Below are 23,556 nucleotides of genomic sequence, written 5' to 3'. Positions count from 1 at the left end.
CGGTGTGACGACGCGCCGACGGGTCGGGGTACCGATGCGTCGACGCGCGTAGAGGGACGCGCGTAGAAGTGTGCCGTGCGGCCGGGCCGCTGAACAGCCCCCGGACCTGTCCAAGAGGTGAGATCTTGGCGACTCGTTCGTGACGAAGGCGAGCCGCGGCGGCGTGGTAGGGCGCCGGCTGCGGCCCGGACGGGCGGTCCTGGCCCCGGCCCTGTCCCGTCCTGACCCCCGGCCCCCGTCCTGGCCCCGGCCCCCGTCCCGGCGCCCGACGGGCGGTCAGGCCAGCTCGGCGGCGAGCCGGCCCACCTCCCGGCCCAGCTCGGCCGCAGGGTCCGGCGCGTCCGGGCCCGCCCACGGCTGCCAGGTCAGCGCCCGCAGGTAGCCGGCCACCGCGACCGGCAGCCGGTGCCGGACGATCTCCTCCGCCACCGGGCCGGGACCGGCCCCGCGCAGCGCCGTCAGCAGACCGTCCACCCCGGCCGAGGGCGGCAGCGGCGCGGCGGCCAGGTAGGCGGTCAGGGCCTCCAGCTCGGGGTCGGGCCGGGGCGGCGCCCCGGTCTGCTGCCCGGGCTGTTGCCCCGGCTGTTGCCCCGGCTGCCGTCCGGGCCCGGGTTCGGGTGCGGTCGGCAGGGTCGGCACGGCCGCGCCCGCCGAGACCCCCGCGCCGGTCGCACCGGTCGCGCCGGTCACGCCGTTCGGACCCGCCGCCGGGGGCGGCATCGCGGCCGCCCCCGACTGCTCCCCGTGCCCCGGCGGCAGGACCGGCGGGCCGGGGTCCGGGGCGGGCGTCAGCAGCGCGCCCACCCCGTACAGGCCCGCCACCACGCCCGGCCACCAGGGCTGGTTCAGCCCGGCGAAGTGCAGCCCCAGGCCGATCGCGCCGCCCACGCAGCCGACCAGGTTCCTGGCCGACTCCAGGTACCGCAGCAGCCCCCGGCCGAACCCGTCACTGGTAGCCACGGATCTCCTCGAACGCCCCGTCCAGCGAACCCGTCCCGTCGAACAGCTTGCCGCCGCTCACGTCCGCGATCCCCTGGAGCTGGGACACCGCGGCCTCCCCGAACTTGATCGGGAACACCGGTATCCGCTTCTCCGACGCCGGCAGGGAGTCGTGGAACCGCTTGAAGTCGGCGTCCGTCGCGCCCGCGTTGCTCTCCCCGTCCGTCATCAGCACGATCGAGGTGAACCGGTCGTCCTTCGCCGCCGCCTGCTGGCGCTCGATCACCCGGTAGGCCTCCTCCAGCGAGTCGTACAGCGCCGTCCCGCCCGTCGCCGACAGCGACTGCACGTCCTCGTTGATCGAGGCCAGCTCGGCCTGCGGGCCCGGCTGACCGCCCGTCGGCGGCACCACATGGGTCCTCGCCCACTTCACCGTCGACGCGAAAGAGAGCAGGGTGACCTCCTCCCGGTTGCGGAACCGGCGCACCCCCCGGGTGTCGTCCGCCCCGGTCAGCCGCCCCAGCGCCGCCTTCAGCGAGGCGATCCGCGAACCCTCCATCGAACCCGAGGTGTCCAGCACGTACACCGTCCGGGACGGCCGGCGCAGGTCGTTCTGGTACGCGGCCAGCAGGCCGTCCGCCACCGCCCGGGTGCCCGGGAACGGCAGCTCCCGGCGGGCGTCCGTCGGCAGCCCCGCCGCCGGTGCCACCCCCGCCGCCACCGGGCGGCGCAGCGTCACCTCCGATATTCGCTTCTGCACCTCCGGCTTCAACAGGTAGGCCATCAGCCGCTGGTAGGAGTCCCGCTCGCTCGGCGCGGTCGAGGCCAGCAGCGACAGCGGATACGTCGCCGACACCACCCCGTCCACCGGGCGCACCACCGTCAGCTGCTGCTGCGGCGGCAGCGTCCGGTTCAGCGAGAGCAGCACCGACTCGTAGTTCACCAGCGCGCCGACCTGGCCGGGCTCGGCCCGGGTGTACGCCTGCGCCAGCCAGCCCGAGGAGCCCGAGGTCAGCTTCTGCCCGGTGAAGAACTGCTTCAGCTGCGGCGTCGCCTTCTGCACGTCCGCGTCGGTCAGTGCCGCCCCCGCCCCCGAGTAGGCCGAGGCCACCGCGACCAGGGTGGAGAAGCCCGAGTTGGAGCGCGACGGGTCCGCCATCCCGAACTGGAGCTTCCCCGCCGCGGCCGCCTCGCCGACCTGCGCCCAGGAGACCTTCGAACCGTCGCCCCAGCCCAGGTCGCCGAGCACCGAGGAGCGCACGCCGACGGACACCGGCGAGACCATCACCGGCGACTCCGACAGGACCTTCGTCCGGGAGCTCTCGTCCAGGTGCAGGTACTGGTTGGACGGGAACCACAGCGCGTCGTACTTGCCGTCCGCCTGGCCCGAGGTCACCGCGTCCGCGCCGTCCAGCGTGCCCGTCCAGGAGAACTGCACGGTCACATGGGTCTCCTTGCGGGCGTCCTCCAGGATCGGCGCCAGGTCCTGGAGTTCGCTGCCCGCCAGGACCCGCAGCACCCCCGGACGGGCCGTCTCCGCCGGCGGGTCGGACACCTTCGGGCCCTTGTCGGCGGTGGACGTGCACGCCGTGGCCGTCGCCAGCGCGGCCGCCAGCACCGCCGTCAGCCAGGTGCGCCGTCCGGTCCGTCCGGCTCGTCCGGCCATTCCAGTCCTTCCGGTCCTTCCGGTCTGGGTGGTGCTCACTTGGTCACCACCCCCTTGGCGAGGTCGGACATCCGCTTCAGCAGGTCGGTCTCCGGCACGGCCGGCATCAGCTGCACCTGGGACTGGATGTTCTGTGCGAACACGGGACCCTTCTTGCCCTTCAGACGGTCGAGGAAGGCCGGCTGGCCGTTCACCCGGAAGCCGTGCTTGGTCTCCAACTCGACCAGCTTGGGGTCGTCCCGCAGCAGCGCGGCGAGCTTCTCGCCCTTGGGGTTCATCGGGACGACTGTGTGGTCCGAGACGTAGGTGATGTCGGGGTAGAGGACCACCATGTCCTCCGGCGCGGTGCCCTGGACCGCCACGTCCGCCGCCTGCGACTCGTAGACGAAGGCCAGCGGGCCCCGGTTGGTGATGAAGTCGGTGAACTGGGCGCCCGTACTGGTCTGCTGGTCGCCCTGCTGCACCGTGGCCTTGCGCAGCAGGCCCTTGGTGGCCTGCACGCCGTCCTCGTCGGAGACGACCTGGGTGTTGTTCTGCAAGTAGGACAGCAGCGCGATGTACAGCGAACCCGAGGACGACCGGGTCGGGTCGGTGGTCCGTACGAAGATGGCGCCGTTGCCCAACTCCTTGTGGTCCTCGGCCCCCTTCAGGTCCGACCAGCGGCGGCCCTTGTCCAGGGCGTCCAGGTAGGGCGCCATCTTCAGCGTCCACACGTTGGTGTTCGGATCCTGCGCCGCCATGTCGTTCTTCTGCAGCAGTTCGGCCACCGGCCGGTGCGCCAGCACCACCAGCGGGGACGTGAACGGGGCGATCGCCGTCGACTTGATCTTCAGCCGGTCGAGCAGGGTGTTCGCCGCCGACTTGCTGGCCGGGAAGGCGAAGTCGAACTTGGACACGTCCACGTCGTTCATCGACCAGGAACCGATCGGGGTGGACTGCACCTGCAGCCCCTTGGCCTTCAACTCCGCCACGACCTCCGGGTCCTGGAAGAAGGCGTCCTTCTCGGACCCGATCTCACCGGTCACCGTCTCCACCGCGGCCGGCTTGTCATCGGGGATCAGCGCAAAGGCCACCCCGCCCAACAGGACCAGGGTCACCACCACCCCCAGAGTGCGTTTCATGCCGAACGCCTCCCCCTCGTACGCGACTTCGTCCGCGTCGTCTACGTCATCCGGGTGGTCACCCGGAACCCACGGGGCGTCACCCGGGGGTGACGAGCGTCCCGCCGGGCGTGGAGCGGCAACGGAAGTGACGGTGAACCAGAGGTGAACACCCCTTCACGGAATCGCATCGAAGAGCGACCGGGACGGGCGCGCGGGGCGCGCGGAGGGGTGCGGACGGGGCGTGGACGGGGCGCGCGGCGACCGGGACGGGAGAGGCCCGCGGGACGGCCTCGCACACCGGTCCGAGGACGTGTCGGATTGTTCAACTCTCCTTACGGCAACGGTCATCCCGCAGTCCGGACCCGCCTCGTGGTTACGCGCCGGTAATGCCTAGTCTCAGCACTATGCGCCGAGCAAAAATCGTCTGCACTCTCGGGCCCGCCACCGACTCGTACGACCAGATCAAATCCCTGGTCGACGCCGGAATGGACATCGCCCGATTCAACCTCAGCCACGGCACGCACGCCGAACACGAGGAACGCTACCGCCGCGTCCGCAAAGCCTCCGACGAGACCGGCCGAAGCGTCGGCGTCCTCGCCGACCTTCAAGGCCCGAAGATCCGGCTCGACACCTTCGCCCACGGACCCGTACTTCTCGAACGCGGCGACGAGTTCACCATCTCCACCGACAACGGCGTCGTGGGGGACAAGGACATCTGCGGAACCACCTACGGCGGACTCGCGGCCGACGTCAGCCGCGGCGAACGCATCCTCGTCGACGACGGCCGCGTCACCCTGGAGGTCGTCGCCGTCGACGGACCCCGGGTGCGCTGCCTCGTCATCGAAGGCGGCCTCGTCTCCGACCACAAGGGCCTCAACCTCCCCGGCGTCGCCGTCTCCGTCCCCGCACTCAGCGACAAGGACGTCGCCGACCTGCGGTGGGCGCTGCGCACCGGGGCCGACCTGATCGCGCTCTCCTTCGTCCGCAGCGGGCGCGACATCGAGGACGTCCACCGGATCATGGCGGAGGAGGGACGCTACGTCCCGGTCATCGCCAAGATCGAGAAGCCGCAGGCGGTCGAGGACCTCGAATCCGTCGTCGACGCCTTCGATGGCATCATGGTGGCCCGCGGCGACCTGGGCGTGGAGATGCCCCTCGAACAGGTCCCGCTGGTCCAGAAGCGCGCCATCAAACTGGCCCGCCGCAACGCCAAGCCGGTCATCGTCGCCACCCAGATGCTCGACTCGATGATCAACGCCTCCCGGCCCACCCGCGCCGAAGCCTCCGACGTCGCCAACGCCGTCCTGGACGGCACCGACGCGGTGATGCTCTCCGGCGAGACCTCCGTCGGCAAGTACCCGGTCGAGACCGTCAAGACCATGGCCCGGATCATCGAAGCCGCCGAGAACGACATCCTCGCCGCCGGACTGCCCCCGCTCACCGCGGGCAGCAAGCCGCGCACCCAGGGCGGCGCCGTCGCCCGCGCGGCCGCCGAGATCGGCGACTTCCTGCACGCCAAGTACCTGATCGCCTTCACCCAGTCCGGCGACACCGCCCGCCGGCTCACCCGCTACCGCTCGCCCATCCCCGTCCTCGCCTTCACCTACGAACCCGCCGTCCGCAGCCAACTCGCCCTCACCTGGGGCGTGGAGACCTTCCTCGGCCCGTTCGCCCCGACCACCGACCAGATGGTCGAACAGGTCGACGCGGCCCTGCTCTCCCTCGGCCGCTGCCAGAAGGGCGACATCGTCGTCATCACCGCCGGCTCACCCCCCGGCCTGGCCGGCTCCACCAACCTCGTCCGCGTCCACCACGTGGGAACCCTGGACGACTGACGAACCTCAGGCGGCGTGACCTCTCCGGGGGTCGCGCCGCGGTCAGTACTTGGGGCCGATGCGGGCGTCCATGAGGGCGACGGAGTCCTTGCGGGCGACCGAGATGTTCATGGCGTCGTTTGACCGGGAGGCGGGCCTCCACCGGACGCCGACGGCGTCGAGCGCGGCGGTGAAGAGGCCGATGATGTCGGCCGACGTGTTGGTGAAGAAGTAACGCGGGTACTCGTAGCGCTTCTTGACGCCACCGACCGTGCGGGTCGTCCAGTTGGTGATGCGACAGCCGTCGGAGTGGACCAGACCGCGCAGGAACCGCCACGGGTGGGCGTCGACGATCTCCTGCTGCCAGGGCTCCAGGGCTATGGCGCGCTCGTGCTTCTTGCCGGGGCCGTGCTGGGGGAACAGGCAGGGCCAGTGCTTGCTGGTGCTGACGACACTCGTGCAGCCGGGCGCGCGGACGCGGTTGACCCTGTTGTGCGGCATCACGGCGGCGACGGCCCGTACGCATTCCTCGATGAGGCCGGGCCAGTCGTCACAGCAGGCGATACGGAGGGCGTGGACCTTGCGGCGGCCCTCGCTGATGCAGCCGTCACCGAGGTAGAGCCCGAGCAGGTAGGCGTAGTCGGCGCTCGGGCGGGACGGATCGAGCCGGCCGTCGCGGACCGGGCACTCGGCCGTCATGCGCGGACTGGGCACCGCGCCGGAGGCCCACGCGCGGATCGCGAACCGGGATATTCCGGTCGCACGGCTGACCTGGCTGAAGCTCAGGCCGGACGCGTGCAGGTCGAGTGCGTGCCGCCGCGTGGCCATGTCGTACATGGCGCTGTCAGGACTTGGGGCCGATGTGGGCGTCCATGAGGGCGACGGAGCCCTTGCGGGCGACGGAGATGTTGACTTGGCCGGTAGGGCGGGGGATCGAGGCCTTCCACTCCACGCCGACGGCGTCGAGGGTGGCGGTGAAGAGGCCGATGATGTCGGTGGACGTGTTGGTGAAGAAGTACCGCGGGTACTCGTAGCGGCGGACCTCGCCATTGACGGTCTTGGTTGCCCAGTTGGTGATGCGGCAACCGTCGGAGTGGATCAGGCCGCGCAGGAACTCCCACGGGTGGGCGTTCGACGATCTCCTGCTGCCAGGGCTCCAGGGCGATGGCGCGCTCGTGCTTCTTGCCGGGGCCGTGCTGAGGGAAATAACACGGCAGATGCTTCGAGTACACCTTGACGTTGTGGGAGCCAGGGCGCCGCACGCGGCAAGGCGTGAGAACGGGAAAGACCTGCCTCATGGTCGCTTCGACGGCATCCATGATCCCTGGCCACTTGTCGTCACACGTTATGAAGAGGCTGGGGACTCGGTGCTGCTTCGGGTGGCTGATGTGGCCGTCGCCCAGGTAGAGGCCGAGCAGGTACGAGTAGGCGGGGCGATTCAGGTCGCCGCCGTCGCAGTGCATACAGGTGGAGTGCTTGCGGCCGGGGAGTTCGCCCCGCTTGGCAAGGTCGCGGTGCTTCCACCAGGAGACCGTGCCGAGGGGAAGGCCGAGCCTGCGGGCAGTCTCGGCGGTGCCGGTGCCGTTGCGCAGGAGGTCGACCGCCCGTTCACGTACAGAGAGCTCGTGCATGTGGTCGAGCGTGTGCGAACTCCAGAGGGAAGTCCGGCGAACGGTCGAACCTTCACTCGAAGCGGTGAAGATCGCCAACGGTTGCCTGGTTGTTCAATTCCTTCGATTCGAAGGAAAAGTGCCCCGAGTGGGATTCGAACCCACACTGTATGGTGTTTGAGACCATTGCCTCATGCCAATTGGGCTATCGGGGCCTACGATTTGAAGGCGACTGCCTTGGCGTCGTGTCTCAAACATACCGTGTCTCGGTACCCTCGTGCATGCAGTACCCCGCCGGAACTAGGAGCCCCGTGAGCACCGCCGACGAGCAGGCACAGCCGCTTGAGACCGATATGCCCCAGATCACCCGGATCGTGATCGCCGAGGACGAGGCGCTGATCCGTCTCGACCTGAAGGAGATGCTGGAGGAGGAGGGGTACACCGTCGTCGGTGAGGCGGGGGACGGGGCGACGGCGGTGAAGCTGGTGGAGGAGCTGAAGCCGGACCTGGCGATCTTCGACGTGAAGATGCCGGTGCTGGACGGGCTCTCCGCGGCCGAGCAGATCCATGACAAGCACCTGGCGCCGGTGCTGATGCTGACGGCGTTCTCGCAGCGGGAGCTGGTGGACCGGGCGCGGGACGCGGGGGCGATGGCGTACATCGTCAAGCCGTTCTCGAAGGCGGACCTGGTGCCGGCGATCGAGATGGCGGTCTCCCGGTACGCCGAGATGCGGGCGCTGGAGAAGGAGATCGGGGACCTCAGCCAGCGGCTGGAGACCCGGAAGCTGGTGGACCGGGCGAAGGGCGTGCTGCAGACCAAGTTCGGGCTGAACGAGCCGGCCGCCTTCCGGTGGATCCAGAAGACGTCGATGGACCGTCGGATGACGATGGCGGCGGTGGCCGAGGCGGTCATCGAGGAGGGCGAGGCCCAGGACCGCAAGAAGGCGGAAGAGGGCACGTCCGAGTAGGCGCGTGCGGAGCGGACGTATGGCGAGGGGCCCGGCAGATCGTTTCTGCCGGGCCCCTTCGCGTGTGCGGGTTCAGTCCTCGCCGAGGTAGGCCTTGCGGACGGACTCGTCGTGGAGGAGGTGTTCGCCGGTGCCGGAGAGGACGATGCGGCCGGTTTCCATGACGTAGCCGCGGTCGGACAGGGAGAGCGCGGCCTGGGCGTTCTGCTCGACCAGGAGGATGGTCGTACCGGACGCCTTCAGCTCGACGATGGTCGACATGATCTTCTGCATCATCAGGGGGGAGAGCCCCATCGAGGGCTCGTCCAGCATGAGCAGTTTGGGCTGCGACATCAGGGCCCGGCCCATGGCGAGCATCTGCTGTTCGCCGCCGGAGAGGGTGCCGGCGGCCTGCTTGCGGCGTTCGCCGAGGATCGGGAACAGGCCGTAGGCCCGCTCGACGTCCGCGGCGATGCCGGCCGTGTCGCTGCGCAGGAAGGCGCCGAGGAGGAGGTTCTCCTCGATGGTCATGCGGGGGAAGATGTGCCGGCCTTCGGGGGAGTGCGCGAGGCCGAGTGCGACGATCTTGTGGGCGGGGACGGTGGAGAGGTCCCGGCCTTCGAAGGTGACGCGTCCGGAGGTGGGCTTGAGCAGGCCGGACAGGGTGCGCAGGGTGGTGGTCTTGCCGGCGCCGTTGGTGCCGATGAGGGTGGTGACCTCGCCCTGTTCGACGGTGAAGCTGATGCCCTTGACGGCTTCGATCTTGCCGTAGGCGACGCGGAGGTCCTCGACCTCGAGGAGTGCGGTCACTGGTCGGTCTCCGTAACGGTCTCCGGCGCTGCCGGGGTGCTGTCCTCGAGCGGGGCGCCGAGGTAGGCGGTGATGACGCGTTCGTCGTTCTGGACGGTCTCGCGGTCGCCTTCGACGATCTTCTGGCCCTGGACGAGCACGGCGGTGCGGTCGCAGAGGTTGAAGATGAAGCGCATGTCGTGCTCGATGACGAGGATGGAGACGCCCCGGTCGCGGATGGCGAAGACGAGTTCCTCGGCGGCGCGGGTCTCCTGGGGGTTCATGCCGGCGGTGGGTTCGTCGAGCAGGAGCAGGCCGGGGTCGGAGGCGAGGGCGCGGGCGATCTCCAGTTTGCGCTGTTCGCCGTACGGGAGGTTGCGGGCGAGGTGGTCGGCCTTGTCGGCGAGGCCGGTGAACTCCAGGAGTTCCATGGCCCTGGCCCGGCTCTCGGCTTCGGCGCGGTGGTAGGAGGGGCCGCGGAGGATGGCGGAGAAGATGCCTTCCTTGGTGCGGGTGTGCCGGCCGACGAGGACGTTCTCCAGGACGGTCATGTTGGCGAAGAGCCGGATGTTCTGGAAGGTGCGGGCGATGCCGGCCTGGGTGACCAGGTGCGGCTTCGGCGGCAGTTGGACGTCACGGAAGCGGACGGTGCCCTCGGTGGGGACGTACAGGCCGGTGAGGCAGTTGAAGAAGGTGGTCTTGCCGGCGCCGTTGGGGCCGATGAGCCCGATGATCTCGCCCTCGCCGACGGTGAGGGAGACGTCGTTGACGGCGACGAGGCCGCCGAAGCGCATGGTGACGCCGGTGACTTCGAGCAGGGGTGCGGCGGTGGTGGTCATCTGGTCGGTCACGCCCCTGCCTTGGTGAGTGCGGTCGGCCCGCCGGTGGGCTGCGCCGGGATGGCGGCCTCGTGGAACTCCAGCTGCCGGCGGCGGTTGGGGATGAGGCCTTCGGGGCGGACGCGCATCAGGATGATGAGGGCGGCGCCGAAGGCGAGCAGCTGGTAGTCGGCGAGGAACTCGAGCTTCTTCGGGATGAGGAAGAGCAGGGTGGCGCCGGCCAGTGGGCCGCTGATGGTGCCCATGCCGCCGAGGATGACGGCGGCCAGGAGGAACGCGGAGTTGGGCGGGAGGGCCTCGGCGAAGGTGTACTGGTCGGGGGTGACGGTGTAGCTGACGTGGGCCTGGACGGTGCCGGCGAGGCCGGCGAGGCAGGCGCCGAGGGCGAAGGCGAGGAGCTTGAGGCGGAAGCCGTTGATGCCCATGGCCTCGGCGGCGGTCTCGTCCTCGCGGATGGCGACCCAGGCGCGGCCGATGCGGGAGTTGCCGACCCGGGCGAAGATCAGCACGACCAGGGCGGTGACGAGGAGCATCAGCAGGTAGTAGTTGGAGAAGCGGCCGAGTTCGATGCCGGCGACGGTGTGGGGCTTGCCGAGGTCGAAGCCGAGGATCTCCAGGTCGGGGATCCGGGGGATGCCGTTGGAGCCGTTGGTGATCTTGGGGCCGGTGGTGCCGTTGAGGTTGAGCATGGTGATGCGGAAGATCTCGCCGAAGCCCAGGGTGACGATGGCGAGGTAGTCGCCGCGCAGCCGCAGGGTGGGGGCGCCGATCAGGACGCCGAAGACCATGGAGACGGCGGCGCCGGTGAGCATCGCGGCCCAGAACGGGAACTGGACGTGGATCGGCGAGGCGGGGGAGCCGGAGACCAGGGCGGCGGCGTAGGCGCCGACGCCGAGGAAGGCGACGTACCCGAGGTCGAGCAGGCCGGCCAGGCCGACGACGATGTTCAGGCCGAGGGCGACGGTGGCGAAGATCAGGATGTTGGTGGCGACTGAGGTGTACTGGTCGCTGTTCTGGGTGAACGGGAAGCTCGCGGCGGCGGCGAACGCGGCGCCGGTGGTGACCGGGCGGTGCTTGACGGTCAGCGCGCGCAGCCGGGCGATCAGGCCGGACCTGCTGAGGGCGGTCACCGCCAGGGCGGTGAACAGCAGGCAGCCGGTGAAGAGTTCGCCGTACTCGGTGTCGATGCCGAAGGTGATCGCGAACAGGCCGAGCCCGAAGGCGACCACGATGAGCAGGACCTCGACCCAGGAGGGGAGCGCGCGGGGCGCGGCCGTCGGGCGGTCGATCCGGCCCAGGCGCAGCGCGCTGTTGGCGAGGTGGCCGAGCTGGAGGAGCAGGACGGCGCCGGTGGCGATCGCCAGGCCGCCGGCGAGGGCGGTCAGGACGGGGGCGACGGGCTTGTCGGAGGGGATGGCGTGGGTGCCGAACCAGGCCAGGGGGGCGGCCGGGACGAGCAGGAAGAGGCGCTTGTCGACGATCCGCAGCGGGACGGCGGTGCGGCGGTCGAGGGGGAGGCCGAGGGCGCCGAGGACGGCGGTCAGGCCGCCGGCGGCGAGGACCCAGCCGCCGGGTTCGAGGTTGGCGAGGCCGCCGAGTTCGACCGCGATGGAGACGACGGAGTAGACGCCGACGGTGAGGGCGCCGGTGGCGGCGTACAGGACGGCGTTGTTGGTGCGGGCGGGGGCGGTCCAGCGCAGGCCGGGGACGCCCTGGCTGCCGAGCAGCAGGACGAGGGTGAGGAGGCCGGCGGCGAGGGCGAGCCACTGGAGGCCGGCGGGGGAGCCGTAGTAGGTGAGGTCGCCGGGGAAGTCGGAGGTCCAGGTCCAGGACATGGCGGCGGAGGCGGCGGTGGCGAGGGCGCCGAGGCCGCAGAGGGCGGCGGCGGCGCGGGCCGGGAGGGCGATGACCGGGGTGGTTTCGGTGGCCGTGGTGGTCATGGTGGTCACGCCCTGTCCGCGACGCGCTCGCCGAGCAGGCCTTGGGGCCGGACGAGGAGCACGAGGATGAGGAGTACGAAGGCCCAGACGTCCTTCCAGGCGCCGCCTCCGAAGAGGTGCATGCCGGGGAGGTGCTGGATGTAGCCGGTGGCGAGGGCTTCGGCGAGGCCGAGGGCGAGGCCGCCGAGCATGGCGCCGTAGATGTTGCCGATGCCGCCGAGGACGGCGGCGGTGAAGGCCTTGAGGCCGAGGATGAAGCCCATCCGGAAGTCGATCTGGCCGCTGCGCAGGCCGTAGGCGATGGCGGCGACGGCGGCGAACGCGGCGCCGATGGCGAAGGCCATGACGATGATGCGGTCGGTGTCGATGCCCATCAGCTTGGCGGTGTCCGGGTCCTGGCTGGTGGCCTGCATGGCGCGCCCGGAGCGGGTGCGGGTGACGAACCAGCCGAGGGCGAGCATGCACAGCGGGGCGGCGATGATCAGGAAGAGGTCGCTGCGCTGGATGGTGACGGAGCCGAGGCTGAAGGGGTCGCCGGGGATCTTGGGGAAGACCCTGGCCTTCTTGGCGTCGGGGTAGAAGGAGAAGACGAGTTGCTGGAGGAAGATGGACAGCCCGATCGCGGTGATCAGCGGGGCGAGCCGGGGGGCGTTGCGCAGGGGGCGGTAGGCGAACCGCTCGGCGGCGACGGCGGTGAGGGTGGAGACCAGGACGCCGGCGATCAGCATCAGCGGTAGGGCCAGCCAGAGGGTGGTGCCGCCGGGGAGGGCGAGGTAGGCGGTCAGGGCGCCGAAGCCGCCGACCATGACGATCTCGCCGTGGGCGAAGTTGATGAGCTGGACGATGCCGTAGACCATCGTGTAGCCGATCGCGACGAGTCCGTAGAGGGCTCCGAGGATCAGGCCGTTGGCCAGCTGCTGCGGTAGGTCGTGCACCGCTGGGCCTCCGTAGTGCGTTCGGGGGTGTCCGCGTGGGTGGTGGATGTGGGGGCGCGCGGGGGCACTCGTGGCGCCCCCGCGCGCTGGGTGGTGAAGTGGGGCCGGTCCTGCCGTCGGTGACGGTGGGTCAGCCGCCGAAGGTGCCGGTCTTCTCGACGTCCCACTTGCCGTCCTTGACGGCGTAGACGGTGAGCTGCTTGTTGGTGGTGTCGCCGAACTCGTCGAAGGAGACCTTGCCGGTGACGCCGTCGAAGGAGACCTTCTGGACGGCGTCGACGACGGCGGCGCGCGGGTTGGCGGGCAGCTTGCCGTTGTTGGCGGCGGCCACGGACTTGACGGCCTGGATGATGGCCCAGCCGCTGTCGTAGGAGTAGCCGCCGTAGGTCTCGTACGGGTCCTTGTAGCCGGCGGCCTTGTAGTCGGCGATGAACTTGGCGGCGGTGGGCAGCTTCTCGACGGCGCCGCCGACGGCGGTGGCGAGGTCGCCCGCGCTCTTGGGGTTGAGCTTGATGAAGTCGGCGCTCTGCATGCCGTCGCCGCCCATCAGCGGGATGGCGACGCCGGCTTCCTTGAGCTGGAGGGAGAGCGGGCCCGCGGCGGGGTACTCGCCGCCGTAGTAGACGGCTTCGGCGCCGGAGCTCTTGACCTTGGTGACGATGGCGGAGAAGTCGCGGTCGTCGGGGTTGACGTGCTCTTCGCCGACGATGGTGCCGCCCTGCTTGGTGAACTCGGCCTTGAAGGTGGCGGCGAGGCCGGCGCCGTAGGTCTTCTGGTCGTCGATGAGGAAGACCTTGGACTTCTTGGCGTCCTTGGCGAGGTACTGGGCGGCGAAGGGGCCCTGGACGGCGTCGGTGGTGGCGGTGCGGAAGTAGGTCTTGAAGGGGCGCTTCTTCTCGCCGGTGACCCACTTCTCGCCCTGGCTGAGGGCGACGCCGGTGTTGGCGGGGGAGATCTCGACGAGGTTGGCGTCGGCGAAGATCTGCTGCATCGACTGGGCGACGCTGGAGTTGAGCGGTCCGACCACGCCGATGACGGAGGTGTCGCCGACCAGCTGGGTGGCGTTCTGCTGGCCGGGGCCGGGCTTGGCGGTGTCGTCGAGGGCCTTGACCTGGAACTTGATCCCGGGGACCTCGTTCTGCTCGTTGGCCTTCTTGACCGCGAGGTCGACGGAGTTGCGGATGCCGATGCCGATGGCGGAGAGGTCGCCGGTGAGCGGGGCGTCGATGCCGATGGTGACGGTGGTGGCGGAGCCGCCGCCGCTGTTGCCCCCGTCGCCGGACTTCTTGTCATCGCGTGAGCCGCAGGCGGTGAGGCTGAGAGCGGCGATCACGGCAATGCTCACGACAACTGCTGAACGGTGACGCACGAGGGTCCCCTTCGGTTCAGGAGGCGCCCGCGCCTGACTGGCGGGAGCCGGAGGGCGCGGAGGGCTGGGAGCAGCGGAGGGCTGAGCCCATTCGAATGGCGCGGTGACTGGCCGTGACTCTAGATGCCGTTGGGCGACTCGGGCAGTGGTGCGAGCAGGCTGTGATTCTCTTGTTATGAGCACACGGAGCAGTTGTCTCAACATGTGGTCGTTTTGGCCCGATCGACCCGGCGATATCGGGTGTTTACATGCTGGTGAGGTGATGTAAGGGCCAGAAATGGGGGTTGCGGCTGGCATCGTCGATAATCGGACAGTGACGTTCGATTCCCGCGTTTCGGCCTCGGCTGTCCGGATTACGGACAAGGAGGGCGCGACGAAGCGGCTCCGGGGGTGCTGGGAAGCCCCCGGAACCGGCCTGTGCTCGGATTTCCTACTTGTTACACAGCGTTACGGGCGCGGGAGTCGTGCCGGCCGCGCCCGGACATGCGAACCGCCCCCTTGTCCAGACCAACGCCTGCCCAGAGTGGCAGATGGTCAAACAAGGGGGCGGCAAAGGGACTTGATGTCGTCTTGACTGAACTTGCTTGGGGGGTACGGACGTTGCCGGTGTGGTGCGGTGTGCCTGATGGGGCCGGTGTGGTGGTGGTTCCCGGGGGCGGTACGGCGCCCGGAGGCGGTACCGGGGTCCCGGGATGTCAGAGGTCGCGCAGCATGCAGGTCAGCCGGCAGCTGGTGACCCGCTTTCCGGTGTCGTCGGTGATCACGATCTCGTACGTGGCGGCGGTGCGGCCCTTGAACACCGCCGTCGCCACCCCGGTGACCAGGCCGGAGGTCGCCGAGCGGTGGTGGGTGGCGTTGAGGTCGACGCCGACCGCGTACCGGCCGGGCCCGGCGTGCAGCATCGCGCCGATCGAGCCCAGCGTCTCGGCCAGCGCCGCGGACGCGCCGCCGTGCAGCAGCCCGTACGGCTGCTGGTTGCCCTCCACCGGCATCGTGCCGACCACGCGGTCGCCGGAGGCCTCGACGATGCGGATGCCGAGCTTCTCGCCGAGGTGGCCGCCGGAGAAGGTCTGCGGACTGACGCCCAGCTTGGCGAAGTGGTCCAGCACGTCCTGCGGGACGTTGAGGACGGGCGCGTTGTCGGGGGCGTTGTCGGGCGCACTGCCGGGGGCGCCTTCGGGCGCGGTGCCGGGGGCGGTGCCGGGGGCGGTGTCGGGGGCCGCGTCGGTCATCGGGGAGCTCCTGCCGCTCGGGGATCACGGGTCCTGCCGACTGTGATCGTACGACCGTCCTACTCGGTGGTAGCGCGCGCGGCCGGAGGCCGGGCGCGGCGGCCCCGGCGGGCCCCGGCGCGGGTCGTGCCCGGCCCCGCGCCCGACCGGTGGCGCGGCCCCCGCGCCCCCACCGGCCCGGCCCCGTGCCCGCACCGGCGCCGTGCCCCTTTTGTCGGTGCCGGGCCATAGGATCGGTGGCCGGTAGTGGAATCGGCAGGAACGGACGTTGACGTGGCTACGCAGAGTACGGACAAGGGCGCGACGGGTGGCGGCGGGGCCGGCCCGCGGCCCCGGCTGATGCTGCTCGACGGGCACTCGATGGCCTACCGGGCCTTCTACGCCCTGCCCGTGGAGAACTTCAACACCTCCACCGGGCAGCCCACCAACGCGGTCTACGGCTTCGCCTCGATGCTCGCCAACACCGTCCGTGACGAGCGGCCCACCCACCTCGCCGTCGCCTTCGACCTCTCCCGGCAGACGTTCCGCTCCGTCGAGTTCCCCGACTACAAGGCCAACCGCGCCAAGACGCCGGACGAGTTCAAGAGCCAGATCGGCCTGATCGGCGAACTCCTCGACGCCATGAACGTCCCCCGGATGACGGTCGAGGGCTTCGAGGCCGACGACATCATCGCCACCCTGGCCACCGCCGCCGAGGCGGCCGGCTACGACGTCGACATCGTCACCGGCGACCGCGACTCGCTCCAGCTGGTCACCGACCACGTCACCGTCCTCTACCCCACCAAGGGCGTCTCCGAGCTCACCCGCTTCACCCCGGAGAAGGTCGCCGAGAAGTACGGCGTCACCCCGCGCCAGTACCCGGACCTCGCCGCGCTGCGCGGAGACCCGTCCGACAACCTGCCCGGCATCCCCGGCGTCGGCGAGAAGACCGCCGCCAAGTGGGTCAACCAGTTCGGCTCCTTCGAGGAGCTCGTCTCCCGCGCCGACGAAGTGAAGGGCAAGATCGGCGAGAAGCTGCGCGACCACCTCGACTCGGTCAAGCGCAACCGCGTCCTCACCGAGCTGGTCCGCGACGTCGAACTCCCGCTCGGCGTCGACGACCTGGCCCGCGCGCCGTTCGACAAGCCCGCCGTCGACACCCTCATGGAGTCGCTGGAGTTCCGCAACGCCAACTTCCGCGACCGCGTCCACGGCATCGACCCGGCCGGCGCCGAGGCCTCGGCCGAGCCCGAACTCGCCCCCGGCGTCGAGGTGGACGGCGAACTCCTCACCGACCCGGGCACGCTGGCCGGCTGGCTGCGCGAGCACGCCTCCGACGGCAAGACCACCGTCGCCCTGGCCGCCGTCTACCAGTGGGCGCTCGGCAGCGGCGAGGTCACCGAAGTCGCCCTCGCCGCGGGGGAGACGGCCGCCTGGTTCGATCCGGCGCTGCTCGCCGAGGAGGACGAACGCGCCTTCGCCGACTGGCTCGCCGACGCCGCCGCCCCCAAGGCCCTGCACATCGCCAAGCAGGTCATGCGCGCCTTCGCCGAGCGCGGCTGGACCATCGCCGGGGTCGTCGCCGACACCGCGCTCGCCGCCTACCTGGAGAAGCCCGGCCGCCGCACCTTCACCCTGGAGGTGCTCGCCGAGGAGTACCTGGCCCGCTCGCTCACCCCGGCCCCCGCCACCGAGAGCGGCCAACTCGCCTTCGACGCGCCGGAGGAGGACGAGACCGCCGCCGCCCGGTCGCTGATGCTCCAGGCCCGCGCCGTGCTCGACCTCGCCGCGCTCTTCGACACCCGTCTCGCCGAGGTCGGCGCCACCGAGCTGCTGTGCGACATGGAACTGCCCATCGCCGCCCTGCTCGCCCGCATGGAGCGGCACGGCATCGCCGCCGACCGCGAGTGGCTCACCACCCTGGAGGCGCAGTTCGCCGCCGAGATCCAGCGCTGCGTCGAGGAGGCGCACGCCGCCGCCGGGCGCGAGTTCAACCTCGGCTCGCCCAAGCAGCTCCAGGAGATCCTCTTCGGCGAACTCGCCCTCCCCAAGACCAAGAAGATCAAGACCGGCTACACCACCGACGCCGACGCGCTCACCTGGCTCGCCACCCAGACCGACAACGAACTGCCGGTCATCCTGCTGCGCCACCGCGACCAGGCCAAGCTGCGCACCACCGTCGAGGGCCTGCTCAAGACCGTCTCGCCGCAGGGCCGGATCCACACCACCTTCAACCAGATGGTCGCCGCCACCGGCCGGCTCTCCTCGCAGGACCCGAACCTGCAGAACATCCCGGTCCGCACCGAGGAGGGCCGCGCCATCCGCCGCGCCTTCATCGTCGGCGAGGGCTACGAGTCGCTGCTCACCGCCGACTACTCGCAGATCGAACTGCGGATCATGGCCCACCTGTCCGGGGACGAAGCCCTGATCGAGGCCTTCGCCACCGGCGAGGACCTGCACACCACCGTCGCCTCGCAGGTCTTCGAGGTCCCGGGCGCCTTGGTCGACGCCGAGATGCGGCGCAAGATCAAGGCGATGTCCTACGGCCTGGCGTACGGGCTGTCCGCGTACGGGCTCTCCCAGCAGCTCGGCATCAAGCCGGCCGAGGCGCAGGGCCTGATGGACACCTACTTCGAGCGCTTCGGCGGCGTGCGGGACTACCTGCACCGGGTCGTCGAGGAGGCCAGGGCGACGGGCTACACCGAGACCCTGCTGGGCCGCCGCCGCTACCTGCCGGACCTCAACAGCGACAACCGCCAGCGCCGCGAGATGGCCGAGCGGATGGCCCTCAACGCCCCGATCCAGGGCTCGGCCGCCGACATCGTCAAGATCGCCATGCTCCGGGTGGACGAGGCCCTGCGCGAGGCCGGCCTCACCAGCCGGATGCTCCTCCAGGTGCACGACGAAATCGTCCTGGAGCTGGTCCCGGGCGAGCGCGAGCGCGTCGAGGCCGTCGTCCGCGAGCAGATGGCCGGCGCCTACCCGCTGCGCGCCCCGCTCGACGTCTCGGTCGGCGTCGGCGCGAACTGGGAGGCCGCCGCGCACTGACGCGGGGCGCCGAGGTCGTCTGCCGGCGATTCGTCAGGAAGCTGCGGGTGCGGGCCTGTTCGGCCGCACCCGCAGCCCCTACGCTTGGTCCATGGCGGCCGGACCGGCATTGCGCACAGGGGCCGACTCGACGGACCTGGTCTTCGCGGAGGGCGGCGGAACACGCGCCCAGGCGGTGCGTGCCGTCCTGGGCGCGGGCCGCGACGCGCTGTTCGCGCCGGTGGTCCTGGGCGGGTTCTCGGTGCTGCTCGGCCTCGTGCTGTTCATCGCCTTCGGAGTGGGCCTGGGCACGGTGCTGCTGGTCCTCGCGCTGGTCTCGGCAGGGGAGGTCCTGCTCCTCGCGCCCCTGGGGGCCTACGCCGACCTCAGGGCGTTCTACCGGGTGGAGTTCGGTCCGCCGGCCGCCCCCGAACGGCTGCGGTTCGTCCGCACCGGCCGCGTCGACCCCTGGCTCCCGGTGTCGGAGCTGAGCAGGTTCGTGATCGTCCACCGGATCCAGGAGCCCTACCCCGGCGACCGCCGCCCCGCCGCCCACACCTACGACCTGCGCATGGTCCTACGACACAACCAGCAGGCCCCGTCGGTCCGTTCGCGCGCCGGGGACCCCACCCGACTGGCCGAGGAACTGAAGGCGCTGCTCGCCCCGGCCGGCGTGCGCGTCGAACTGGACCCTCCGCAGCGTCCGCCCCCAACCCCCGCCCCCCTCCCCCTGGATCTACGGCGGCTCCGGCTCCGCCAACTCCGCCGGAGGCTGACCCCGACGCTGACCACCGACCGCCGGCGCGCCCCGTCGGCCCGAGCGGCGGGGGCCTTCGGTTTCCGACATTTCGTCGGAAACCGGGCGTATTCGATGCGGGTAGCATGCGGTCAATAGCTGCTCAGGTGCTTGGAGTTGGCGTATGAACACACTGGTGGTGGGATCGCGGGCCAGCCACCTGGCACGGGCCCAGGTCAGAGAGTTCCTGGCACCGCTGCGGGAGCGCTTCCCCGATGTGGTCTTCCGGCACCAGGTGATCCTGGAGGGCGGTGACCAGGACCGAAAGGCGGCTCTGTCGCAGGTGTCGGCCCGCTCCGGCGGCTCGGCGTTCTCGACCAACCAGGAGGCCGCCCTGGTCGCGGGCGAGGTCGACGTCATCGTGCACAGCCTCAAGGACCTGCCGACCACCAACCCGCCCGGCCTCGTGCTGCTGCCGCCGCCGGGCCGGGAGGACGTGCGGGACGCGCTGTGCGGGAGCACGCTGGTCGGCCTGCCGCAGGGCGGCAGGATCGGTACCGGGGCGGCCCGCCGGATCGCCCAGCTCCTGCATGCCCGCCCGGACCTGGTCCCGGTGCCGATCCGCGGCAACGTCCCGCCGAGGCTGAACAAGCTCAAGACCATGAACCTGGACGCCGTGGTGCTGGCGGCGGCCGGTCTCAAGCGGCTCGGACTGGACGGTGCGATCAGTGAGATCCTGCCGGTCGGACAGTTCCCTCCGTCGCCCGGTCAGGGGGCCCTGGGCATTCAGATCCGGGAGGACGACAAGTGGGCCCGCGAGATCCTCTCCACCGTCGGTGACCCGGTCGTGGACGCGGAGGTACGGGCCGAACGGGCGATGCTCGCCGAGCTGCACGGCGGCTGCTCGGTGCCGATCGGCGCCTACGGGAAGGCCGACGGGGACGTGTTGACCCTGCACGCGCAGGTCACCTCCGTGGACGGCAGGCGGCGGGTGGAGGCCCGGCTCTCCGGTCCGCTGGGCGAGCCGGAGAAGCTGGGCATGCAGGTGGCCGGCCTCCTGCTGGACCAGGGCGCGGAGGGCATCCTGGGGGAGATCCGGCCCACCGTCTAGGCACGGAGGCGGGCCAGGTCAAGGGCGGCGTAGGTGATGACCCGTTCGGCTCCGGTCCGCTTGAGCATGGTGAACAGCTCCGCCAGCGGGCGGAAATCCCGCTTCCCGGTGGCCGGGTCGCGCGGCGCGAGACGCGTGTACTCGCCGGAGACGGAGAACGGCATCAGCGGCGCCGAGGTGCGGCGCTTGAGGGCGGCGAGGGTGTCCACGGAGAGCATCCCGGGTTCCAGCAGCAGCATGTCCGCGCCCTCGGCGAGGAACGCCAGACCGGTGTCCACGACGGTTTCCGGGTTGCGGGGGCTGATCTGGAACGGACGGCGGGTGCCGGGGGGGGGGAGTGGCCCGCATGGTGGAGCGGTATCCCTCGTAGAGAGCCGAGTCGAAGATCAGGTGCGGCATGGTCGCCACATCGCGGTGACCGGCCTCGTCCAGAGCCTGGCGCACGGTCCGGGTGGTTCCCCGGGTCATTGCGGCCGGACCGACGATGTCGGCGCCGGCACCGGCCTGGACGACGGCTTGGGCCGCGATCAGCTCGGCTGTCGCGCCGAGGTCGATCCGGCCGCCGACGGTCAGGTGGCACTCGCCGGTGTCGGTGTGCCCGCACAGGCAGTTCTCCGTCATCACCGCGAAGTCCGCAGCCGTGTCCTTCACAGCCCGGATGGCCCGCACCATCAGGCTGTCCGGTGCGACCGCTCCGGTGGCCTGCGGATCGCGGTTCAGGCTGTTGGCGAACACCTTCACCGAACGCACGCCGACGGCGGCCAGGTTCCGGACGGCCTGCGGGATCTCGGCGACGGTGGCGGTCGGCATGGGACGGTCGGAGTCCTCGCTGTCCTCGCGGACCAGCAGGACCATGCTCAGGTCTGCCGCCGTCAGCTCGGGGCCTTGCAGGAAGCTGCGGACGGCCGGACGGCCGTGGAGCCGGTCCGCGACGGCGTGTGCGGCGGTGTGCTGGGTGGTGGTCATCTCATCCCTCTCGGTCTGTGGCATGCGGTGCCGAGGCGTTGTGGAAAAGGGCGGCCCCGCTCGGAGCGCGGGGCCGCCCGACGAGAAGTCGCCCGCAGGGATATGTGACGCGCGGGAAGTCGGTGGGGCCGACTTCCTGTGCGGGGCCCGGGGGGTTCAGGGGTGTTTCGTTGCGTGGGTGCGGCAGCGGGTGAGGGCGTATTTGATGCGGGTGTCGGGGTTGGGGGTGGTGGTGAGGAGTTCGCCGGCGGTGACGAGTGCGGTCCAGTAGGTGGTGGGGTTTCCGGTGCGGGGCATGGGTTGGGCGGCGACGAGGGAGAGGTAGGCGGCGGTGAGGTTGCCGGTGGTGAACCAGCGGTCGAGGCCGTGCCGGTGGCCGGGGCGGATGCCGCCCATGGCGTCGACGGCGGTGAGGAAGTGGGCGACGACGGCGAGTTCGGTGGGGGTGAGGGGCTTGGGGACGTCGAAGAGGCCGAGGGCTTCGAGGAGTTCGCCGGTGTCGGTCTCGGAGTCGGGGCGGGGGTCGGTGAGGAGGGCGTCGTGGCAGTCGGCGAGGCGGTGGACGGCATCGGCGAGGGGGACGCCCAGGGCCAGGCAGACGGCGCGCGCGGAGGGGAGGGGGCGGCGGCTGCGGCGGGCGAGGAGGGCGTAGGCGGCGGCGGGGGTGTGGCCGCGGGCGAGGGCGTGCCGGGCGAGCGCGGTGAGGGAGGGCTGCTGCATGGGGAGTCGGTCTCTCAAGCGGCGGTGGGGTAGGTGGGGGCGATGAGGGCCCAGACGAACTTGCCGATGCCGCCGGAGCGGGGGCAGCAGCCCCAGCGTTCGGCGAGGGCGTCGACGAGGAAGAGTCCGCGTCCGTGCTCGTCGTCGGGGGTGGAGGGGCGCACGGAGGGTCGGCCCGCGCCGGCGTCGTGCACCTCGATGCGCAGGCGGTCGCGGACGAGGGAAAAGCGGACCTCGATGAGCCGGTCGTCGGGGGCGTCGCCGTGCTGGACGGCGTTGGCGAAGAGTTCGCCGAGGAGCAGTTCGGCGGTGTGGCGGTACCGGTCGCCGGCGGGGAGGGCGGCGAGGTAGGCGCGGAGCAACTTCCGGGCCAGGGGGGTGAATTCGGTCCGCGAGTCGAGCCGGGCAGCGAACGCGCGGGGGCGGCTGGTGAGGGCGGGAGTGGCGGCCGCGCTGCTGGCGGTGAGGTACGAGGCGGGACAGGCGGGTTGAGCTGGCGTCATGGTGCCCAGGCTGCCCGCCGGGGCCGGCGGTCGTGAACGTGCGGGGCGTGCCACTTCCGGAAGTCGTACCGGCCCTGCGTGATACGCGGCGTATCAGTGCCGTCTCAGCGAGTGAACAGGCTGATACCGAGGATGCTGCCGAGCTTGCGTACGCGGGTGGTGCCGGCGTGACCGGCGCGCTGCATGATCGCTCCCGGCAGGGCCTGGTGGCGGGCCCAGTCGGGGTGTGCGGTGCACACCTGGAGAAGGGTGTCCAGGGCCGCGTCGTACTGGCGGGTGTCGGCTTGGGCGAGGGCGAGGTCCAGGGCGAGCCGGTTGCGGGCGGCCTGCGGCAGCGGGGACAGGTCGCCGAGGTTGCGGGCGAGTGCCAGGGCTTTGCCGGGGTCGCCCATGACGGTGTGGATGCCGATGGCCTGCGCGGTGACCGTGGTCGGCCCGTAGCTGGTGCCGTTGATCATCACATCGCGGCCCATCCTCGCTGCGACCGCTTGTCCCTGGGAGAGCAGGTCGCGGGCCCGGTCGGCGTCACCGCTGCGGGAGGCGACCACGGCGGCGAAGGTGACGTGCCATCCGTAGGTGGCCAGTACCTCCGGATCCCGTTCCGCGTAACGGGGCTCGATCGATGCGAACGCCTCCTCGGCGATGGTGGTGGCCTGGTCGAGGCGGGCGTCGCGCATGTAGATCCAGGACCGGCCGCAGTCCACCATGGCGGCCCGCAGTGGGTCTGCGGCCTGCTGGACGTGGTGGTGGGCGTGGCCGATCGCCGCGTACGCGAGGTCCCGGGCGCCGTGGAACTGGGCGGTGTAGGAGGCGAGTCGGTAGGCGTCGGCGAGGATGCCGTGGGCCGTGCACCGCTCGCCGTCCGGGGCGGATCGCAGGAGGGCGGCGGCTTCGACGATGGCGGGGGCGGCGAGGCCGCCGGCCCGGGTGTAGTCCCCGGCCCGGTAGTCGGCCCATGCCCGCGCCAGATCGGCCCGCAGCGCCGTGGCGTCCGGTGGTTCGACGTCGGTTCCGATGCCTGCGGCGGTGTCGTGCACGGTGCGGGACAGCATTTGCAGCATGGCCCGGTCGCCGATCAGCGATGCCCTTCGGGGGGCCTGTTGCCCGAGGATCACCGACACGTCCGTGTGGAGGGCGCCGGACAGTTTGAGGAGTGACGGCAGCCCGATGCTGCCCCCCTCCTTCTCGGCTTTGCGGACGGTCGGTACGGACACCCCGGCGGCTTCGGCGAGTTCCTCCTGCGTCATGCCGGCCCGCAGCATCTTGATGCGTTGGCCGGTGGAGTAGTCGGACCACTGCGTCATGGGTACCTCCGAAGGTGAGCGGCCTCA

At 71.0% G+C, this 23,556-nt stretch carries 19 protein-coding genes, 1 tRNA gene and 2 pseudogenes; 5 read left to right on the top strand and 17 right to left on the bottom strand.

Translation table 11 applies throughout. The annotated features are described in order from the left end of the window. Positions 1-276: 276 nt before the first annotated feature. The 3 genes from ACFQ6N_RS15775 to ACFQ6N_RS15765 are packed head-to-tail and all read right to left on the bottom strand — an operon-like array spanning position 277 to position 3,726. A complete protein-coding gene (locus tag ACFQ6N_RS15775; protein WP_380649512.1) occupies positions 277-960 on the bottom strand; it encodes a hypothetical protein in 684 nt (227 codons plus the stop codon). Beyond that, a complete protein-coding gene (locus tag ACFQ6N_RS15770; RefSeq protein WP_380649511.1) occupies positions 947-2,605 on the bottom strand; it encodes an extracellular solute-binding protein in 1,659 nt (552 codons plus the stop codon). Before ACFQ6N_RS15770 ends, ACFQ6N_RS15775 begins: the two co-directional genes overlap by 14 nt. A gap of 35 nt (positions 2,606-2,640) precedes the next feature. Further along, positions 2,641-3,726, bottom strand: a complete 1,086-nt coding sequence (locus tag ACFQ6N_RS15765) for a hypothetical protein (RefSeq protein ID WP_380649510.1) — start codon at positions 3,724-3,726, stop codon at positions 2,641-2,643. 386 nt (positions 3,727-4,112) lie between these two features. On the opposite strand from ACFQ6N_RS15765, the gene pyk reads away from it, so the two are divergent. Then, complete coding sequence (gene pyk, locus ACFQ6N_RS15760; RefSeq protein WP_380649509.1) at positions 4,113-5,543, top strand: pyruvate kinase; 1,431 nt, start codon at positions 4,113-4,115, stop codon at positions 5,541-5,543. A 42-nt stretch (positions 5,544-5,585) separates the two neighbouring features. On the opposite strand, the gene ACFQ6N_RS15755 is transcribed toward pyk, so the two are convergent. The 3 genes and pseudogenes from ACFQ6N_RS15755 to ACFQ6N_RS15745 all read right to left on the bottom strand — a co-directional run bounded on the left by ACFQ6N_RS15755 (position 5,586) and on the right by ACFQ6N_RS15745 (position 7,347). After that, a complete protein-coding gene (locus tag ACFQ6N_RS15755) occupies positions 5,586-6,359 on the bottom strand; it encodes a transcriptional regulator (RefSeq protein WP_380649508.1) in 774 nt (257 codons plus the stop codon). Between the two features lie 7 nt (positions 6,360-6,366). Next, positions 6,367-7,153, bottom strand: a pseudogene (locus ACFQ6N_RS15750) (helix-turn-helix domain-containing protein). Between the two features lie 119 nt (positions 7,154-7,272). Further along, positions 7,273-7,347: transfer RNA gene (locus ACFQ6N_RS15745), tRNA-Leu, on the bottom strand. A 138-nt stretch (positions 7,348-7,485) separates the two neighbouring features. Between ACFQ6N_RS15745 and ACFQ6N_RS15740 the strand changes: the two genes are divergently transcribed. Then, complete coding sequence (locus ACFQ6N_RS15740) at positions 7,486-8,100, top strand: ANTAR domain-containing response regulator (RefSeq protein ID WP_380649583.1); 615 nt, start codon at positions 7,486-7,488, stop codon at positions 8,098-8,100. A 72-nt stretch (positions 8,101-8,172) separates the two neighbouring features. Here the strand turns inward: ACFQ6N_RS15740 and ACFQ6N_RS15735 are convergent, their stop codons facing one another. The 6 genes from ACFQ6N_RS15735 to ACFQ6N_RS15710 form a co-directional block, all read right to left on the bottom strand. Beyond that, positions 8,173-8,889, bottom strand: a complete 717-nt coding sequence (locus ACFQ6N_RS15735) for an ABC transporter ATP-binding protein (RefSeq protein WP_380649507.1) — start codon at positions 8,887-8,889, stop codon at positions 8,173-8,175. Further along, positions 8,886-9,707, bottom strand: a complete 822-nt coding sequence (locus ACFQ6N_RS15730) for an ABC transporter ATP-binding protein (RefSeq protein WP_380649582.1) — start codon at positions 9,705-9,707, stop codon at positions 8,886-8,888. Before ACFQ6N_RS15730 ends, ACFQ6N_RS15735 begins: the two co-directional genes overlap by 4 nt. An 8-nt stretch (positions 9,708-9,715) precedes the next feature. Next, the gene (locus ACFQ6N_RS15725; RefSeq protein ID WP_380649581.1) at positions 9,716-11,647 is read right to left on the bottom strand and encodes a branched-chain amino acid ABC transporter permease; all 1,932 of its coding nucleotides are present in this window, start codon (positions 11,645-11,647) and stop codon (positions 9,716-9,718) included. Between the two features lie 5 nt (positions 11,648-11,652). Then, entirely contained in the window at positions 11,653-12,582 is a 930-nt protein-coding gene (locus tag ACFQ6N_RS15720; protein WP_380649506.1) for a branched-chain amino acid ABC transporter permease, read from the bottom strand. Positions 12,583-12,712: 130 nt separating this feature from the next. Then, entirely contained in the window at positions 12,713-13,951 is a 1,239-nt protein-coding gene (locus ACFQ6N_RS15715) for a branched-chain amino acid ABC transporter substrate-binding protein (RefSeq protein WP_380649505.1), read from the bottom strand. 695 nt (positions 13,952-14,646) lie between these two features. Next, positions 14,647-15,183 (bottom strand): PaaI family thioesterase, encoded by a 537-nt coding sequence (locus ACFQ6N_RS15710; RefSeq protein ID WP_380649504.1) that lies wholly within the window; start codon positions 15,181-15,183, stop codon positions 14,647-14,649. Positions 15,184-15,522: 339 nt separating this feature from the next. On the opposite strand from ACFQ6N_RS15710, the gene polA reads away from it, so the two are divergent. From polA to hemC, 3 genes are all read left to right on the top strand, one after another. Further along, positions 15,523-18,210, top strand: coding sequence for a DNA polymerase I (polA, locus tag ACFQ6N_RS15705; protein ID WP_380649580.1), 2,688 nt, complete (start codon positions 15,523-15,525; stop codon positions 18,208-18,210). A 91-nt stretch (positions 18,211-18,301) separates the two neighbouring features. After that, positions 18,302-19,084, top strand: coding sequence for a hypothetical protein (locus tag ACFQ6N_RS15700; protein ID WP_380649502.1), 783 nt, complete (start codon positions 18,302-18,304; stop codon positions 19,082-19,084). Positions 19,085-19,109: 25 nt separating this feature from the next. Further along, entirely contained in the window at positions 19,110-20,036 is a 927-nt protein-coding gene (gene hemC / locus ACFQ6N_RS15695) for a hydroxymethylbilane synthase (RefSeq protein ID WP_380649501.1), read from the top strand. Here hemC and ACFQ6N_RS15690 read toward each other — a convergent pair. The 5 genes and pseudogenes from ACFQ6N_RS15690 to ACFQ6N_RS15670 form a co-directional block, all read right to left on the bottom strand. Then, positions 20,033-20,314: a delta-aminolevulinic acid dehydratase gene (locus ACFQ6N_RS15690; RefSeq protein ID WP_380649499.1), complete on the bottom strand. Its 282-nt coding sequence runs from the start codon at positions 20,312-20,314 to the stop codon at positions 20,033-20,035. The genes hemC and ACFQ6N_RS15690 overlap by 4 nt on opposite strands. A 115-nt stretch (positions 20,315-20,429) precedes the next feature. Further along, positions 20,430-21,002 (bottom strand): annotated as a pseudogene (locus ACFQ6N_RS15685) (hypothetical protein); the annotation flags it as partial. A gap of 156 nt (positions 21,003-21,158) precedes the next feature. Then, positions 21,159-21,722: a hypothetical protein gene (locus ACFQ6N_RS15680; RefSeq protein ID WP_380649498.1), complete on the bottom strand. Its 564-nt coding sequence runs from the start codon at positions 21,720-21,722 to the stop codon at positions 21,159-21,161. 14 nt (positions 21,723-21,736) lie between these two features. Continuing rightward, on the bottom strand, positions 21,737-22,225 hold the full coding sequence (locus ACFQ6N_RS15675; RefSeq protein ID WP_380649496.1) for an ATP-binding protein: 489 nt from the start codon (positions 22,223-22,225) through the stop codon (positions 21,737-21,739). A gap of 104 nt (positions 22,226-22,329) precedes the next feature. Next, positions 22,330-23,529 (bottom strand): helix-turn-helix domain-containing protein, encoded by a 1,200-nt coding sequence (locus ACFQ6N_RS15670; protein ID WP_380649495.1) that lies wholly within the window; start codon positions 23,527-23,529, stop codon positions 22,330-22,332. Positions 23,530-23,556 lie beyond the last annotated feature (27 nt).

Origin of the sequence: Kitasatospora sp. NPDC056446 (assembly GCF_042796115.1) — a bacterium.
Classification (GTDB): domain Bacteria; phylum Actinomycetota; class Actinomycetes; order Streptomycetales; family Streptomycetaceae; genus Kitasatospora.
Note: the sequence above shows the minus strand (reverse complement) of the source record. Positions and strands in the feature narration are given on the sequence as shown.